Genomic DNA, 15,320 nt, shown 5'->3' on the forward strand with positions numbered 1-15,320 from the left:
ATGTCTCTCGTTCCCGCCGCGGCTATCCCGGCGACAGGCCTTCGCGGAGGCGCTGTGAACCCATCCCTGGGCGCTACATTTGCCAGCCATGGCAAATGACCTCCGCTACGGCCTGCCCCCGGCGCCGCTCGTGCTGGCGCTATACTTCGATATCCGCCAGGTTGCCATAATCTTCGAGCCAGCTCTTGCGGTCGGCGGCGCGCTTCTTGGCCAGCAGCATGTCCATCATCTCCATGGTGCCGTCGCCGACCTCGCGGGTGAGCTGCACCAGGCGGCGGGTCTCCACCGCCATGGTGGTCTCGCGCAGCTGCAGCGGGCTCATCTCGCCGAGGCCCTTGAAGCGCTGCACGTTGGGGGTGCCGCGCTTGCCCTCGAGGCGGCGCAGGATCGCCGCCTTCTCGCTCTCGTCGAGGGCGTAGTGCACCTCCTTGCCCAGGTCGATGCGGTAGAGCGGCGGCATGGCGACGTAGACGTGGCCGGCATCGACCAGCGCCGGGAAGTGGCGCACGAACAGCGCGCACAGCAGCGTGGCGATGTGCAGGCCGTCGGAATCGGCGTCGGCGAGGATGCAGATCTTGTGGTAGCGCAGCTGGCTGAGGTCGTCGCTGCCCGGGTCCATGCCCACCGCCACGGCGATGTCGTGGACCTCCTGGGAGCCGTAGATGTCGTGGCTATCGACCTCCCAGGTATTGAGGATCTTGCCGCGCAGCGGCAGGATCGCCTGGGTCTCGCGGTTGCGCGCCTGCTTGGCGCTGCCGCCGGCCGAATCCCCCTCGACCAGGAACAGCTCGCCCTGGGCCGGGTCCTGGCCGGAGCAGTCGGCCAGCTTGCCGGGCAGCGCGGGGCCGGCGGTGACCTTCTTGCGCGCTACCTTCTTGGCGCTCTTCTGGCGCCGCTGGGCGGCGCTGATGACCAGCTCGGCCAGCGCCTCGGCCTGGTCGACGTGATGGTTGAGCCACAGCGAGAAGGCGTCCTTCACCACGCTGGAGACGAACGCCGCCACCGTGCGCGAGGAGAGGCGCTCCTTGGTCTGGCCGGCGAACTGCGGGTCGAGCATCTTCACCGAGAGCACGTAGGCGACCCGCTCCCACAGGTCCTCGGCGGTGAGCTTGACCCCCCGCGGCAGCAGGTTGCGGTACTCGCAGAATTCGCGCAGCGCCTCGAGCAGGCCCGAGCGCAGGCCGTTGACGTGGGTCCCGCCCTGGGGCGTGGGGATCAGGTTGACGTAGCTCTCCATCAGCGTCTCGCCGCCCTCGGGGAGCCACTGCACCGCCCAGTCCACGGCCTGCTCGTCGTCGGCGAAGTGGCCCACCAGCGGCGAGGCGGGCAATACCTCGAAGCCGTCGGTGGCCTGGGCCAGGTAGTCGCGCAGGCCGTCCTCGTACTGCCACACGCTCTCGGCGCCGTCGGCCTCAACCAGGGTGACCTTGAGCCCCGGGCAGAGCACCGCCTTGGCCCGCAGCAGGTGCTTGAGCCGCCCCAGGGCCAGCTTCGGGCTGTCGAAATAGGATTCGTCGGGCCAGAAGCGCACCAGGGTGCCGGTGGTGCGCTTGGCCACGCTGCCGATCTCGGCCAGCTCCGAGACCTTGTCGCCGTGCTCGAAGGCCATGGCGTGGCGGGCGCCGTCGCGCGACACCTCGACCTCCAGACGCCGCGACAGGGCGTTGACCACCGATACCCCGACGCCGTGCAGGCCGCCGGAGAAGCGGTAGCTGGACTGGGAGAACTTGCCGCCGGCGTGCAGCCGAGTGAGGATCAGCTCGATCCCGGAGACGCCATGCTCGGGATGGATGTCGATCGGCATGCCGCGGCCGTCGTCGGCGACCTCGATCCCGCCGTCCTCGAGCAGGCGCACGATCACTTCCCGGGCGTGGCCAGCCAGCGCCTCGTCGACGCTGTTGTCGATGACTTCCTGGGCCAGGTGGTTGGGGCGGGTGGTGTCGGTGTACATGCCGGGGCGCTTGCGCACCGGATCGAGACCGGAGAGTACTTCGATTGAGCTGGCACTGTACTGTGTCATGCGTGTCCCAAAGCCGTTACGAATTCGATGGCGCTCCCAGCGGTGTTGTCGCCTCTTCCCTGATGCCGCCCCGCGCCGGCGGGGTCAATCCGACGCCGGGATGGTCACGCGCCCCGGCGCCAGGCGGTGCCCCCCATGGGCGAGCACCGCCGGCAGGTACGCTTCCAGCATGCTGAACACGTGATCCCCGCCGGGATGCAGCAGGGTCCGGGCGCCGCGGTAGAGGGCGAAGGCGTCCGCCGGGTCCAGCGTCTCGTCGGCGGTCCCCAGCAGCAACAGGTAGCGCTCGGGGGTGACACGCCGCGGCGTCAGCGCTGTCAGCTCCTCGCGGTGCGCCGTCTCGACGACGAAGCGCTCGCCGGTGTGCTCATTGATGAAGGCCTCGCCGACCCACTCCGACACCAGCCTGGCCGGCCGCACCGCCGGGTTGACCAGCACCGCCGGGTGGTCGTGTCGCTCGGCCAGGCAGGTGACCAGGAAGCCGCCCATGGAGCTGCCGACCAGCAGCGGGTTCGGCCCCAGCGCCTCCAGCAGCGCCTCGGCCAGCTGCAGGGCCGCGGCAGGGCGGTGCGGCAGCTGCGGCGTCTCGCAGGGCAGTGCCAGCGCGGCACAGGCGGCTCGCATCAGCGCCGCCTTGGGCGAGCCATGGCCGCTGTTGAAGCCGTGCAGGTAGAGCAGGCCGCTGGCGGGCCGCGCTGCCAATGGCGCACTCAGCATACCGAACCCACTGTATACATTGCCAGCCCTTCCACGCTAACCCGTTTCTCCCTGCTTCAACGATCGCTCTCCCGCTCGGCCTCCCAGACCGCTTCGAGCAGCGCCCGGGTGGAGGCATCCATCTTCTCGTGGCCATGGTGGTCGGCCAGCATGCGCTCGGTTTCGCCGGCGATCTGCTTGCCCAGCTCCACGCCCCACTGGTCGAAGGGGTTGATGCCCCAGATGGTGGCCTGGACGAATACCTTGTGCTCGTAGAGCGCGATCAGCGCCCCCAGGGTGGCCGGGGTCAGGCGGTCGAGCAGCAGCGTGGTGGAGGGCTGGTTGCCGCGGTAGCGCTTGTGGCCGGGGCGCTCGCCCGGTTCGTCGATGGCGTCGTCGCCGAGCATCAGCAGGCGCGACTGGGCGAAGCAGTTGGCCAGGGTCAGGCGATGCTGCCCCATCAGGTGCTGGCGGGTCGCCGCATCCTCGACGTCGTCGTAGCGCTTGAGCGGGGCGATGAAGTCGCATACCACCGGCTGGGTGCCCTGGTGCAGCAGCTGGTAGAAGGCGTGCTGGGCGTTGGGGCCGAGCTGCCCCCACAGCACCGGGCAGGTGGAGTAGCTCACCTGGCGCCCGTCGTGGGTGGCCGACTTGCCGTTGGACTCCATCTCGAGCTGCTCGAGGTAGGCGGCGAAGTGCTCCAGGCGGCCGTCGTAGGGCAGGATCGAGTGAGCGCGAATGTCGAGAAAGTTGACGTTCCAGATCCCCGCCAGCGCCAGCAGCACCGGCAGGTTGTCGCCGAGAGGCGCCTCGGCGAAGTGCTTGTCCATGGCATGAGCCCCGGCGAGCAGTTCGCGGAAGTTGGCCATGCCGATCACCAGCGCGATGGGCAGGCCAATCGCTCCCCACAGCGAATAGCGGCCGCCGACCCACTCCCAGAACAGCAGCTGGTTGGCCTCGGCGATGCCCCACTCGCTCATCTTGTCGGGCTTGGCCGAGACGCCGACGAAGTGCTGGCGCATGACCATGTCCTCGTCGACCCCCTGGATGCCATCGTTCACCAGGCGCGCCATCAGCCAGTCGCGGGCGGTGCGCGCGTTGGACAGGGTATCGATGGTGGTGAACGACTTGGATGAGATCACGAACAGCGTGGTCTCGGGGTTGAAGCGGGTGAGATAGTCGGCGAGCTGCGAGCCGTCCATGGTGGAGGCGAAGTGCACCTCGACATGGTGGGCATCGGCGGGTCGGTAGTCGGCCAGCGCATGGGTCACCATCAGCGGGCCGAGGTCGGAGCCGCCCACGCCCAGGTTGACCACGTCGTGAATCGGCCGACCGGTGGCGCCGCGCCACTGGCGGGCGTGCAGGCGCGCGACCATGGTCGCCATGCGGTCCAACGTGGCGTGGACGCCCGGGACCACGTCCTCGCCGTCGACGGCCAGGGAGGCCTCGGGGGGCAGGCGCAGCGCCGTGTGCAGCGCCGGGCGATCCTCGCTGACGTTGACGTGCTCTCCCGCCAGCAGTGCCCGGATGCCCTCGGGCACGCCGGCTTCACGCGCCAGGTCGAGCAGCAGCGCAAGCGTCGTGTCGCTCCAGCGCTGTTTCGACAGGTCGAGGGTCAGCCCCGCCGCCTGCTGGGTGAAGGCGCGCCCCCGCGCCTGGTCGAGGAACAGTTCGCGCAGGTGGGTGGGGCGCATCTCCTCGGCGTGTTCCATCAGCCGCTGCCAGGCGCCGGTCTGGTCGATTGGGGCGTGGTTCATAGCAATCCTCCTTGACGTTGCGGGAACACCGCGTCGTTGACGGCCAGCGTGAGACGGGCGACATCCTTCGCCCACAGGCTAGCCTTGTATCCGCCTGTAAATCCACAGCGCAAATGCATCGCGTGGCGATGCACGGCAACGGCGCTGTCTCGCCGCCGCGCGGCGCGCCAACCGTGCAGGCGGCCGGCGGCCGGCGTAGAATACCGGCCTGATCCACGTAACCGGCCTGCTCATGAGTGACGCATCTTATCGCGACGCGATCTTTTCCACACCCCTGGACCGGGTCGCGCGCTTCTCCTTCGACGAGCGGGTGGTGGCCTGCTTCCCCGACATGATCCGCCGCTCGGTGCCCGGCTACGGCCAGATCCTCGGCATGCTGGGGCTGATCGCCGGGCGCCACCTGCGCCACGGCGCCCATGTCTACGACCTGGGCTGTTCGCTCGGCGCCGCCAGCCTGGCGCTGGCCGGCCAGCTGCCGCCTGACGCTTTCCGTCTCACCGCGGTGGACCTCTCCCCGGCCATGGTCGCCCGCGCCCGCGAGACGCTGGCGGCGGAGTGCCCACAGCATGCCATCGAGGTCATGGAGGGCGATATACGCTCCCTCGACTACCGGCCCTCAGGCATGGTGATTCTCAACTTCACCCTGCAGTTTCTGCCGCCGGAGGATCGCGAATCGCTGCTTGCACGTCTGTACGCCGCACTGGAACCGGGCGGCGTGCTGGTGCTCTCGGAGAAGGTGATCGACCCGGACGAGCGTGACAACGCCTGGCGGGTGGAGCGCTACCACGACTTCAAGCGTGCCAACGGCTACAGCGAGCTGGAGATCAGCCAGAAGCGTACGGCGCTGGAGAACGTGCTGGTGCCGGATACCCTTGAAGCCCACCATGCACGCCTGGCCCGGGCCGGCTTCCCGCGCTCGCTGACCTGGTTCCAGTACCTGAACTTCGCCTCGCTGATCGCGTTCAAGGAGGCCTGAAGTGGCGATTCCTCGTGAACAGCGCCCTCTTTATCGCGCCTTTATCGACCAGGGGCTGGAGAGCTGGCTGGCCCGCCTGCCGGAGCAACTGGCCCGCGGGCTAGACCGCCAGCGCCACGGCGACCTGCCGGCCTGGGAGAAGGCGGTGGCCAAGCTGCCCGCCCTGCCCGAGGCACGCGACGTCCAGTTGGATGTCGACACCGTGACGGTGGATTGCGCGCTCGACGACAGCCGGCGGCGGCAGTGCGAGAACCTGCTGAGGAAGCTCTCGCCGTGGCGCAAGGGCCCCTACCGGCTCGCCGGCATTCATATCGACACCGAATGGCGTTCCGACTGGAAGTGGCAGCGGGTCTCCCCCCACCTGGCCCCGCTGACCGGCAGGCGGGTGCTCGACGTGGGCGGCGGCAGCGGCTACCACGCCTGGCGCATGGCCGGCGCGGGGGCCGCCTTCGTGCTGGTGATCGACCCCTCGCCGCGCTTCTATTACCAGTTCCAGGCGCTGCGTCACTTCGTCGGCGACGCCGACGGCGGGCGCACCCACTTCCTGCCGGTGGGTATCGAGGACGTGCCCGAGCGGCTCGCCTTCTTCGACACGGTGTTCTCCATGGGCGTGCTCTACCACCGCCCCTCGCCGCTGGAGCATCTGCTGCAGCTGAAAGACGCCCTGCGCCCCGGCGGCGAGCTGGTGCTGGAAACGCTCGTCGTCGAAGGCGACGAGACCACCGTGCTGCTGCCCGGCGAGCGCTACGCCGCCATGCCCAACGTCTACTTCCTGCCCTCTGCCGCAGCGCTGTGCCAGTGGCTCGAGCGCTGTGGCTTCGTTGACGTGAGGGTGGTCGACGAGGCGGTCACCACGCCCGACGAGCAGCGCGCCACCGAATGGATGACCTTCCAGTCGCTGGCCGACTTCCTCGACCCGGCCGACCCGAGCAAGACCCGCGAGGGCTATCCCGCGCCGCGACGAGCGGTGGTGATGGCGACGAGACCGACGTAGCGTGCCGATGGCGCGTCAGGGAGTCCCGGCTTCCAGTTCGAGGCTCTCCGCCGCCAGGTCGCCGAGAATCGGGCACTCCGGGCGCTCGTCGCCATGGCAGTGCTTCACCAGGTGCTCCAGGGTACGGCGCATGCCCTGCAGCTTCTCGATCTTGTCATCCAACTCCTCGATGTGCGCCTGGGCGACGGCCTTGACGTCGGCGCTGGCCCGATGGCGGTCCTGCCACAGGGCGAGCAGGTTGCCCATCTGCTCCACCGAGAAACCCAGGTCACGGGCCCGGGAGATGAAACGCAGCGCGTGCACGTCCTGTTCACTGAAGATCCGATACCCCGACGCCGTGCGTCGCACCGGGGCAATCAGGCCGATGCTTTCGTAGTAGCGAATCATCTTTTCCGAGATGCCGGATGCCTTCGCCGCTTGGCCGATGTTCATCGATTACCTCCTCTTTCAGGAACGTGGCGCGAGAGATGCCCCGATTGCCGGGGGGCTCACGTCAGCGCTTGACCTTACAATAATGGGAAGGTTTATGCTGTTCAACACACCCACCACGAGGAAGCGCTCATGCCGAAATTCAACGTGCCGGACATGTCCTGCAACCACTGCGTCTCGGCGATCTCCACCGCCATCGAATCCGTGGACAGCGGGGCCAGCCTGGAATTCGACCTGGCGAATCGCCAAGTCAGCGTGGACAGCAGTGCGCCGGTCGAGGCGATCCAGGCAGCCATCGAAGCGGCCGGCTACCCCAACCAGGTGGTCTAGCGCCACCACCTTCCCATGACTGGAAGGTTTGAGACATCCTACTCCTCATCGTAACGGAGGCACAAGTCATGTCGAGCAACGAAGCCGCCCTGGCGGTTCGCAGTGATTCCAGCGGCAGCGAAACGTATTCCGTGGACATCGCAGGCATGAGCTGCGCCTCCTGCGTGAGCCGGGTCGAGACGGCGATCCGCGGTGTGCCGGGCGTCGTCGACGCCAGCGTCAACCTCGCCACCCAGCGCGCCCGGGTAGCGTTCGGCACCGGCCAGGCGGACTTCGCCGCGGTCGTGCAGGCGCTGGACGGTGCCGGCTACCCCGCCGTGACCGAGACCCTCGAACTGTCGGTCAAGGGGATGACCTGCGCCTCCTGCGTGGGCCGCGTGGAGCGCAGGCTCGCCGGCGTGCCCGGCGTGCTCGAGGCCAGCGTCAACCTCGCCACCGCGACGGCGACCCTGAAGGTGGTGGCCGGGGCCGTGACCCCGCAGCGCCTGATCGAAGCGGTGCGGGCCGCTGGCTACGAGGCCGAGGCCGCCAGCGACGCCGCGGATCGCAGCGACCGCGAGCGCGAGGCCCGCGAACGGGAAATCGCCGAGCTGAAGCGCGCGGTCACCCTCGCCGGGGTGCTCACCCTGCCCCTCGTCGTGCTGGAAATGGGCTCCCACCTGTTTCCGTGGCTCCATCACTGGCTGCGCATGAGCCTGGGGCAGCAGAACCTGTTCTACCTGTTCTTCGTGCTGGCCTCGGTCGTGCAGTTCGGCCCCGGCCTGCGTTTCTACCGCAAGGGCTGGCCCGCCCTGCTGCGCGGCGGCCCCGACATGAACTCGCTGGTCATGCTGGGCACCTCGGCCGCCTGGGGCTATTCGGTGGTGGCCACCTTCCTGCCGCAGGTGCTGCCGGCCGGCACGGTCAACGTCTACTTCGAGGCCTCGGCGGTGATCATCACGCTGATCCTCGTCGGGCGCTATTTCGAGGCGATCGCCAAGGGCCGCACCAGCGAGGCCATCAAGGCGCTGATGAAGCTCCAGGCCAAGACCGCCCGGGTGGTCCGCGACGGCCGTGAAATGGAGGTCGGCATCGATGAGGTGCGCCAGGGCGACGTGGTGCGGGTGCGACCCGGCGAGAAGGTGCCGGTTGACGGCGAGGTTATCGACGGCAGCTCCTACGTCGACGAGTCGATGATCACCGGCGAACCCGTCCCGGTGCTCAAGGAGGCCGGCACGGAGGTGGTGGGCGGCACCCTCAACAAGGTGGGCAGCTTCAGCTTCCGTGCCACCAAGGTCGGCGCCGACACCCTGCTGGCACAGATCGTGCGCATGGTCGAGCAGGCCCAGGGCTCGAAGCTGCCGATCCAGGCCTTGGTCGACAAGGTCACCCACTACTTCGTCCCGGCGGTGATCGCCGCCGCCCTGGCCACCATCGGCGTGTGGCTGCTCTTCGGCCCTGCCCCCGCGCTGACCTTCGCCCTGGTCAACGGCGTGGCGGTGCTGATCATCGCCTGCCCCTGCGCCATGGGCCTGGCCACCCCCACCTCCATCATGGTGGGGACCGGCAAGGCGGCGAAGATGGGGGTGCTGTTCCGCAAGGGCGAGGCGCTGCAGTCGCTGCGCGACGCCAAAGTCATTGCGCTGGACAAGACCGGCACCCTGACCAAGGGCCGCCCCGAACTCACCGACCTGGTCGTGGCCGATGGCTTCGACGAGGCCGAAACCCTGCGCCTGGTGGCCTCCGTCGAGCGTCAGTCGGAACACCCCATCGCCGAGGCGATCGTCAACGCGACCAAGGCTCGCGGACTGGAGCCTGGCGCCATCCAGGCCTTCGAAGCCGTCCCCGGCTACGGGGTCGCGGCCCGCGTCGAAGGCCACCGGGTAGAGGTCGGCGCCGACCGCTACATGCGCCAGCTGGGGCTGGACGTGGAGGCCTTCGCACAGGCCGCGCAGCGGCTGGCCGACGAGGGCAAGTCGCCGCTCTACGCCGCCATCGACGGCCGCCTGGCCGCCATCATCGCCGTCGCCGATCCGATCAAGGCATCCACCCCGGCCGCCATCCGCGCGCTGCACGCCGAGGGCCTGCAGGTCGCGATGATCACCGGCGACAACCGGCGCACCGCTGAGGCCATCGCCCGCCGGCTCGGCATCGACAAGGTAGTGGCCGAGGTGCTGCCCGACGGCAAGGTAGATGCGGTGAAGCAGCTACAGGCCGAGGGCAGCCTGGTGGCCTTCGTCGGCGACGGCATCAACGATGCCCCGGCATTGGCCCAGGCCGACGTGGGGATCGCCATCGGTACCGGTACCGACATCGCCATCGAGTCCGCCGAGGTGGTCCTGATGTCCGGTGACCTGCGCAACGTGCCCAACGCCATTGCGCTGTCCCGTGCCACCATCCGCAACATCAAGCAGAACCTGTTCTGGGCCTTCGCCTACAACACCGTGCTGATCCCGGTGGCCGCCGGCGCGCTCTACCCCGCCTTCGGCATCCTGCTCTCGCCGATCCTCGCCGCCGTGGCGATGGCCGCCTCGAGCATCTGCGTGCTGACCAATGCGCTGCGCCTCCGTGGCTTCCGGCCGCCGCTCGCGCTCGATGCGGATGAGGCCGCAGCGCCGCAGGTGGAGGTCGCTAGCCGGGCTGGCGCGTGAGGCATCACGGCGCGTCCTGGGTGGCCAACGGCTCTTCGACGGCTCGCCTGGTCGCCCAGGCGAAGCCGAGCAGCCCGACGATGGGGCCGGGAACAAGCAGCCAGGCGGCGCTCAACCCCACGTGCTCGAACAGCGCCGTGGTGGCGGCAATCGAGACCACGGTGATGGCAAAGCCGATGGAGTTCTGGATGGCCAGCGCGGCGCCGACCAGCTCGCGCGGGCAGGCCTGCGCCGAAAGGGCGGAGAACTGCGGTGAATCCGCAACCACGGTGGCGCCCCACAGCAGCAGGAGCAGGCCCAGCGCGACGGCCGGCAGCGCCTGCCAGAACAGCGCGAACACCACGGCGCAGGCGCCCGAGGAGGCCAGGGCGGCCAGCGCCACCCTGGCGCTGCCGTAACGCCGCGACAGCCGCCCGCCGATCACGCAGCCCAGCGCCCCGACACCGATGATGGCGAAGGCCATGCCGGACACGCCGAGGGCGCTGTAGCGGCTGGCCAGCACCGTCTGCGACACCAGCAGCGGCACCACCGTCCAGAAGGCGTACAGCTCCCACATGTGGCCGAAGTAGCCCAGAGCAGCCGCGCGGAAGCGATGGATCCGGAATGCGTCCAGCACCGTGGGCCGTCCTGTCGGGGAGTGAGCCGCTGCCCTGCGCTGGCGGGCGTCGGGAAGGTGGGGGCCATCGCCCAGGCGGTGGATCATCGCCGCGCCGAGCAGGGCGAGCCCGGACGAGGCGAGGATGACATATTGCCAGGGCAGATCGGCCCCTACCTGCCGCAGCCCGTGGGGCAGCGCCGTGCCCAGCGTCAGCATGGCGACCAACTGGGCCAGCGCCTGCCCGGTACGCTCCGGCGCCCAGCTGACGATCAGCTTCATGCCCACCGGATAGATGCCCGCCAGCGACAGGCCGACCAGGAAACGCAACACCAGGGCGCTGGCCAGGCCCTCCGGCAGCAGGGCGAAGCCGGCGTTGAACAGGGCGCCGGCCAGCGCGCAGCAGACGAAGATCCGGCTGGCGCGATAGCGATCCGCCAGGCCGCCGAGGGCCATCGTCAGGGTGCCGAGGATGAAGCCGACCTGCACCGCGCTGGTCATCCAGCCGATGTCCGCGGCGCTGACGTGCCAGGTGCGCATCAGGTCTTCCGCCGCGCTGTTGGCGCTGAACCACAGCGAGGTGCCGAACAGCTGGGCGATGGCGATCGTCGCCACGGGCCAGGTATCGCTTCTGGGGTTCCTCTCGTCGCAGCCGGACGTCATGACGGCACTCCGGTTCGTCAGGGACAGCGTGGAGGCCGCCCAGCCCGCGTGAAGGCGCGTCGATGCGATACGACAATCCCGCACTCCGCGCGCCCAATCGATCGATACACTATTGGCCGCTGCGCGGATGTCGTCAATGCCCGCCAGGCGGCGCAAGGGGCGCCACCGCCTGCCGGGCCACCTCAGACCCCGAAGGGATAGGTGTCGGGTGTCTCCTCCGGGTGCCACTGCTCGCCCGTGTCGAACGGCTCCACGGCGCGGGTCTCGTCGACATGGAAGACGGCGTCGAACTGCCGGGCCATGGAGGCCTTGAAGTAGTGGCTGATGCGCTCCGACTCGGGGCGGTAGATCACGCCGATGGCGCGCTCCCACAGCGGCTCCTTCAGGGGCGCCGCACCCTCGCCCAGCGGCAGGTAGAAGTCACCGAGGCCGCTGTCGTGGAACAGCCGCTCGACACTGCCCGCCATCGAGGGTCGCACCCGGCGATGTTCCACCGGGCCGTCCCAGTCGCGGGCCGCCGAGACGAAGCCGGTGTGGGTGGTGAACCCCACCAGCAGCGCCTGCTCCTCGCCGAAGCGGTGGCGCACCAGCTGACCGACGTTGTGCTGGCCGCGATGCCAGCCCATGTCGGTGAAGGCGGCATCGCCCAGGTGCGAGTTGTGTGCCCATACCACCAGCTTGCCCCGCCCGCCATGGCGGCGCAGGTGCTCGCGCAGCTCGGCGATGGTATCGGTCATGTGCTCGTCGCGCAGGTTCCAGGTGTCCACTCGCGAGCCGAACATGGCACGGTAGTAGTGCTCCGCGTTGACTACCACGCGGGCATTCTGCTCGGCAAAGAACTGCTCGTCCCGCGAACGACGGCCATCGCCGCGCAGGTAGCCGGTGGACTTCTCGAGCAGGTCGGCAAGCAGGCGCACGGCGGCGTCCTCGCAGATGCGGCTGAGGCCGAAGGCGGCATCGTGGCCGTAGCGCACCGGATCGCCGCCATGGTCGAGGCAGGCGTAGCCCTCGCGGGCGGTGCGCGCCTGCTCCGGGTCGATGCCTTCGAGGTACTCGATCACCGCGTCCGCCGAGCGGTGCAGGCTGTAGATGTCGAGGCCGTAGAAGCCCACCTGCTTCTCGATCTCCTTGCCGGCGTTGTGCTCCTCGAGCCAGCCGATGAAGTCGCGCACCTCGGTATTGCGCCACATCCACTGCGGGAAGCGCTGGAAATCGTCGAAGGCGGTCTTCAGGGTGTCGTCGCCTTCGCCGCGGACGTAGCGGTTGAGGCGCAGGGCATCGGGCCAGTCGGCCTCGACGATCACCGCCTCGAAGTCTTTCTCGCGAATCAGGCGCCGGGTGATCTCGGCGCGCATGCGGTAGAACTCGGCGGTGCCGTGGGACGCCTCGCCGAGCAGCACCAGTGAGCGCTCGCCCACCTGATCCAGCAGGTCGTCGTAATCCACACTGCGGCCGTCGAGCGGCCTGGCGTTACTGCGAATGTAGTCCTGGGGAGTCGTCATGATCGCACCTCCTCCATGAAGGCCCATGGTTACTCCCTGAACTCTAGAAACCCCTTCCGCTTGCACTCAAGGTCTGGTGGGGTCAGCGACGCAGGATCACCAGCCAGCGCCCCAGGTTCAGGATGCTCGCCAGCGAGGCGGCCACGTAGGTGAAGGCGCAGGCGGTCAGCACGTGGCGGGCGCCGGGCAGGTCGTAGGGCGGCACGTACTCGCGCAGCAGCGGAAGGGCGCGATTGAAGCTGGCGTCAAACTCCACCGGCAGGGTCACCAGGTGCACCAGCGCCGCCGTGCCGAAGCTGATCACCGCCGCCACGATGACGATGGCGAGCCCCCCGGGCAGGCGGGTCAGGATGAACAGGAAGGGAGCGGCCATCATCAGCAGCGCGCCGACCTTCTCGGCCCGCTGGGCCACCCCGACCATGCGCGCACGGGCCATCAGCGGTGCGTACCCCTCGTGGTGCTGGATGGCGTGGCCGACCTCGTGGGCGGCCACGGTCACCGCCGTCAGCGAGCGCCCCTCGTAGTGTTCGCGGGAGAGTCGCACCCGGCGCGCCTCGGGGTCGTAGTGGTCGCCCTGCTCGGTCAACTCCACCTTGACCCCCTCGATGCCCAGGCGGCGCAGCAGGTGGTCGGCCAGCTCGGCGCCGGTGCCGGGGTAGTCGTCGCGCCCGCGGGCATGGCGCGCCAGCACCCACTTGGCCCACGCGTTGGGCAGCACGAAGATGGCCAGCAGGAAGACGATCAGCAGCACGATCATGGCGTTCGGGGTCTCTTTGGGCGTCTTGAGGTTGGACGTAGCGTACCCGCTTCGGGTTCATGCTGTCGCGCTGCGCCCGACGCACCAACGACGCAGCCCCGGCCAGTTGGCCGGGGCTGCGCGGGGTCCAGCCGATATCAGGTCGTTGCGGGTTCCGGTTCTGCCTCGACATCCCGCATCATCGCCGCGAAGGGCACGCCGGCCCGGGTCGCGGGCGTGACGGACTGTACCTCACCGCCGCTGTCATGGTCGCGGGTCTTGGCATACTCCACCGCTTCGACGGCGCTCTTGCCATGGTCGATGGCCGCCAGCGCCCACTTCCAGCCGGTACCGTAGGCGACGGGGCCGTTGACCGGGATACGCACCAGCTTGTTGAACATCTCGTAGACCCCATCGGGGCCGGCGATGATCATCTCGACCCGCGTCACGTGGGGCTTGTCGTTACGTGGCGCCCCGGCATTGAGCCACTCCATGACCTCCCACCACTCCTGCTGCTCGCCGGCGAAGGCCACCCACTCGCCGTTGTCGAGCCGGAACAGTTTCTGCGCATGGTTGTAGGTCGAGCCATTGACACTGATCAGCGAATCCGTCGCGAGCGTCGTTCCGTCCCATACGATTGTGGTCATGTGAGTACCTCGGTGTAGATCGGGCGCAGGCCTCAACGAAAATTGGACGAGGCCCCTTGCGTCAGGCGCAGACTAAGATCGAAAAACGCAAGAAATCGACACACAGCCTAACGGTTTTGTAACCCGATCCATCCCTTCGTCAGGCGCCGGGGCCGGCGCCAAATCGAGCTATCGGAGCAGCGCCCGGCGCACCTCCTCCAGCCCTTCCTCGCCGATCAATCCCTGGTGCATGGCGTGCTCCGCCATGGCCAGGCTGTCGTCGGCCAGCACCAGGTCGCAGCCGGTATGGCCGATCTCGTCGCGCAGCAGCTCGATGGCGTGCTCGCGTTCGGGCTTGCGCTCGACCCGGCGGATGTACACCGCGCGGATGCGCTCGGGAAATTCGTGCACGATGCGGGCGTAGACCTCGGGATCGTGCTGGCCGCTGTCGCCGATCAGCACGCAGGGGAGCTCGTCGCGCATCGCCAGCATGTGCTGGATCATGTCGTACTTGTGGTCTTCGGCGCGGCGCGGCCAGGGCTTGCGCCAGGAGATGCCCCACTCGCGCAGGAACAGGATGGGCCCCACGGGGATGCGGTTGAGCTGGAAGAACTCTTCCAGCATCTCGTAGATGCTCCAGGGGCCGCGGGAAACGTAGAGGATCGGCCGCCTGGCGTCGCCGCTCCTGCCGTCATGCAGCGCCTGGTAGAACTCCGCCACGCCGGGGAAGGCCATGCGCTGGTGCGCCCGCTTGACGAACAGCCGGTGGAGCATGCGCAGCTTGTTGGCCACCCCGGTGTACATCACGGTGTCGTCGATATCGCTGATGATCAGCAGGTCGGCCTCGGCCGGCGGGATGTACACCTCGGTGAAGGAGTGCACCGGCTCCACGTCCGGCAATACCACGTGCAGTTCGGCATGGTGCCAGGTGGTCTCCCCCGGCAGGGGATGCTCGATGGCCATATGGACGTCGAAGTAGCCGTCACGATCGGTGGTCACGGTGGCCACGTTCTCGCCCAGGCTGACCCTGACGTCCACCTGGGGCAGGCCGTGGCGGAAGATGCGCCGCACGACGTCGGCCAGGTCGCGCAGCACGCCATAGCGCGGTATCACCTCGCCCAGCGTGGCCTGGCGGAATACCCGCCCCATGAGGAAAGCCTCGTGGCGGGAGCCGTAGCCGCGATAGGGGTGCACCACATAGCCGCCGCGCCCGCGGTCGCGCTGCATCGGGCGGGCGGCGATACGCAGCAGGCGCCTGACGAATCCCGTCATTCGCCCACCTGCCCGGCGTGCTCCAGCGGGCAGGCGTTGGTGCCGTGCACTCTCGGCCACTCCTGGCAATGCGCCATGGTCTCCTCCCTGACAC

At 68.8% G+C, this 15,320-nt stretch carries 13 protein-coding genes; 4 read left to right on the forward strand and 9 right to left on the reverse strand.

The annotated features are described in order from the left end of the window. Positions 1 to 139: 139 nt before the first annotated feature. The 3 genes from parE to pgi form a co-directional block, all read right to left on the reverse strand. Positions 140 to 2,020: a DNA topoisomerase IV subunit B gene (parE, locus tag DIS04_RS11030; protein ID WP_111413833.1), complete on the reverse strand. Its 1,881-nt coding sequence runs from the start codon at positions 2,018 to 2,020 to the stop codon at positions 140 to 142. A gap of 84 nt (positions 2,021 to 2,104) precedes the next feature. After that, complete coding sequence (locus tag DIS04_RS11035; RefSeq protein ID WP_245904545.1) at positions 2,105 to 2,722, reverse strand: YqiA/YcfP family alpha/beta fold hydrolase; 618 nt, start codon at positions 2,720 to 2,722, stop codon at positions 2,105 to 2,107. A gap of 71 nt (positions 2,723 to 2,793) precedes the next feature. Continuing rightward, the gene (gene pgi, locus DIS04_RS11040) at positions 2,794 to 4,473 is read right to left on the reverse strand and encodes a glucose-6-phosphate isomerase (RefSeq protein WP_111413835.1); all 1,680 of its coding nucleotides are present in this window, start codon (positions 4,471 to 4,473) and stop codon (positions 2,794 to 2,796) included. 232 nt (positions 4,474 to 4,705) lie between these two features. Here pgi and cmoA point away from each other — a divergent pair, with 232 nt between their 5' ends. Next, positions 4,706 to 5,449 carry a carboxy-S-adenosyl-L-methionine synthase CmoA gene (gene cmoA / locus DIS04_RS11045; protein WP_111413836.1) on the forward strand — a complete coding sequence of 248 codons (744 nt, stop codon included), beginning with the start codon at positions 4,706 to 4,708 and terminating at the stop codon, positions 5,447 to 5,449. Between the two features lies 1 nt (position 5,450). Then, positions 5,451 to 6,443, forward strand: coding sequence for a tRNA 5-methoxyuridine(34)/uridine 5-oxyacetic acid(34) synthase CmoB (gene cmoB / locus DIS04_RS11050; RefSeq protein ID WP_111413837.1), 993 nt, complete (start codon positions 5,451 to 5,453; stop codon positions 6,441 to 6,443). 15 nt (positions 6,444 to 6,458) lie between these two features. Here cmoB and cueR read toward each other — a convergent pair whose 3' ends face one another. Continuing rightward, positions 6,459 to 6,875 (reverse strand): Cu(I)-responsive transcriptional regulator, encoded by a 417-nt coding sequence (gene cueR, locus DIS04_RS11055; RefSeq protein ID WP_111413838.1) that lies wholly within the window; start codon positions 6,873 to 6,875, stop codon positions 6,459 to 6,461. 129 nt (positions 6,876 to 7,004) lie between these two features. Here cueR and DIS04_RS11060 point away from each other — a divergent pair, with 129 nt between their 5' ends. Both DIS04_RS11060 and DIS04_RS11065 read left to right on the forward strand, forming a co-directional pair. Next, the gene (locus DIS04_RS11060; RefSeq protein ID WP_111413839.1) at positions 7,005 to 7,202 is read left to right on the forward strand and encodes a heavy-metal-associated domain-containing protein; all 198 of its coding nucleotides are present in this window, start codon (positions 7,005 to 7,007) and stop codon (positions 7,200 to 7,202) included. Positions 7,203 to 7,270: 68 nt separating this feature from the next. Then, complete coding sequence (locus DIS04_RS11065) at positions 7,271 to 9,832, forward strand: heavy metal translocating P-type ATPase (RefSeq protein ID WP_162623046.1); 2,562 nt, start codon at positions 7,271 to 7,273, stop codon at positions 9,830 to 9,832. Between the two features lie 4 nt (positions 9,833 to 9,836). Here the strand turns inward: DIS04_RS11065 and DIS04_RS11070 are convergent, their stop codons facing one another. The 5 genes from DIS04_RS11070 to DIS04_RS11090 form a co-directional block, all read right to left on the reverse strand. Next, positions 9,837 to 11,090: an MFS transporter gene (locus tag DIS04_RS11070; RefSeq protein ID WP_111413840.1), complete on the reverse strand. Its 1,254-nt coding sequence runs from the start codon at positions 11,088 to 11,090 to the stop codon at positions 9,837 to 9,839. A 182-nt stretch (positions 11,091 to 11,272) separates the two neighbouring features. Further along, positions 11,273 to 12,592 (reverse strand): erythromycin esterase family protein, encoded by a 1,320-nt coding sequence (locus tag DIS04_RS11075; protein WP_111413841.1) that lies wholly within the window; start codon positions 12,590 to 12,592, stop codon positions 11,273 to 11,275. Between the two features lie 82 nt (positions 12,593 to 12,674). After that, positions 12,675 to 13,349 (reverse strand): zinc metallopeptidase, encoded by a 675-nt coding sequence (locus DIS04_RS11080; RefSeq protein WP_111413842.1) that lies wholly within the window; start codon positions 13,347 to 13,349, stop codon positions 12,675 to 12,677. 137 nt (positions 13,350 to 13,486) lie between these two features. Continuing rightward, positions 13,487 to 13,975 carry a 20S proteasome subunit A/B gene (locus DIS04_RS11085; protein ID WP_111413843.1) on the reverse strand — a complete coding sequence of 163 codons (489 nt, stop codon included), beginning with the start codon at positions 13,973 to 13,975 and terminating at the stop codon, positions 13,487 to 13,489. A gap of 168 nt (positions 13,976 to 14,143) precedes the next feature. Beyond that, complete coding sequence (locus DIS04_RS11090) at positions 14,144 to 15,226, reverse strand: App1 family protein (RefSeq protein ID WP_111413844.1); 1,083 nt, start codon at positions 15,224 to 15,226, stop codon at positions 14,144 to 14,146. Positions 15,227 to 15,320: the final 94 nt, after the last annotated feature.

The sequence above is a fragment of the Billgrantia lactosivorans genome, from assembly GCF_003254665.1.
Taxonomy (GTDB): domain Bacteria; phylum Pseudomonadota; class Gammaproteobacteria; order Pseudomonadales; family Halomonadaceae; genus Halomonas; species Halomonas lactosivorans.

Bases quoted from the DNA above. Each gene is read 5' to 3' on its own strand.
- parE (WP_111413833.1), bottom strand. From the start codon at position 2,020: ATGACACAGTACAGTGCCAGCTCAATCGAAGTACTCTCCGGTCTCGAT.
- pgi (WP_111413835.1), bottom strand. From the start codon at position 4,473: ATGAACCACGCCCCAATCGACCAGACCGGCGCCTGGCAGCGGCTGATG.
- cmoA (WP_111413836.1), top strand. From the start codon at position 4,706: ATGAGTGACGCATCTTATCGCGACGCGATCTTTTCCACACCCCTGGAC.
- cueR (WP_111413838.1), bottom strand. From the start codon at position 6,875: ATGAACATCGGCCAAGCGGCGAAGGCATCCGGCATCTCGGAAAAGATG.
- DIS04_RS11060 (WP_111413839.1), top strand. From the start codon at position 7,005: ATGCCGAAATTCAACGTGCCGGACATGTCCTGCAACCACTGCGTCTCG.
- DIS04_RS11065 (WP_162623046.1), top strand. From the start codon at position 7,271: ATGTCGAGCAACGAAGCCGCCCTGGCGGTTCGCAGTGATTCCAGCGGC.
- DIS04_RS11070 (WP_111413840.1), bottom strand. From the start codon at position 11,090: ATGACGTCCGGCTGCGACGAGAGGAACCCCAGAAGCGATACCTGGCCC.
- DIS04_RS11075 (WP_111413841.1), bottom strand. From the start codon at position 12,592: ATGACGACTCCCCAGGACTACATTCGCAGTAACGCCAGGCCGCTCGAC.
- DIS04_RS11080 (WP_111413842.1), bottom strand. From the start codon at position 13,349: ATGATCGTGCTGCTGATCGTCTTCCTGCTGGCCATCTTCGTGCTGCCC.
- DIS04_RS11085 (WP_111413843.1), bottom strand. From the start codon at position 13,975: ATGACCACAATCGTATGGGACGGAACGACGCTCGCGACGGATTCGCTG.
- DIS04_RS11090 (WP_111413844.1), bottom strand. From the start codon at position 15,226: ATGACGGGATTCGTCAGGCGCCTGCTGCGTATCGCCGCCCGCCCGATG.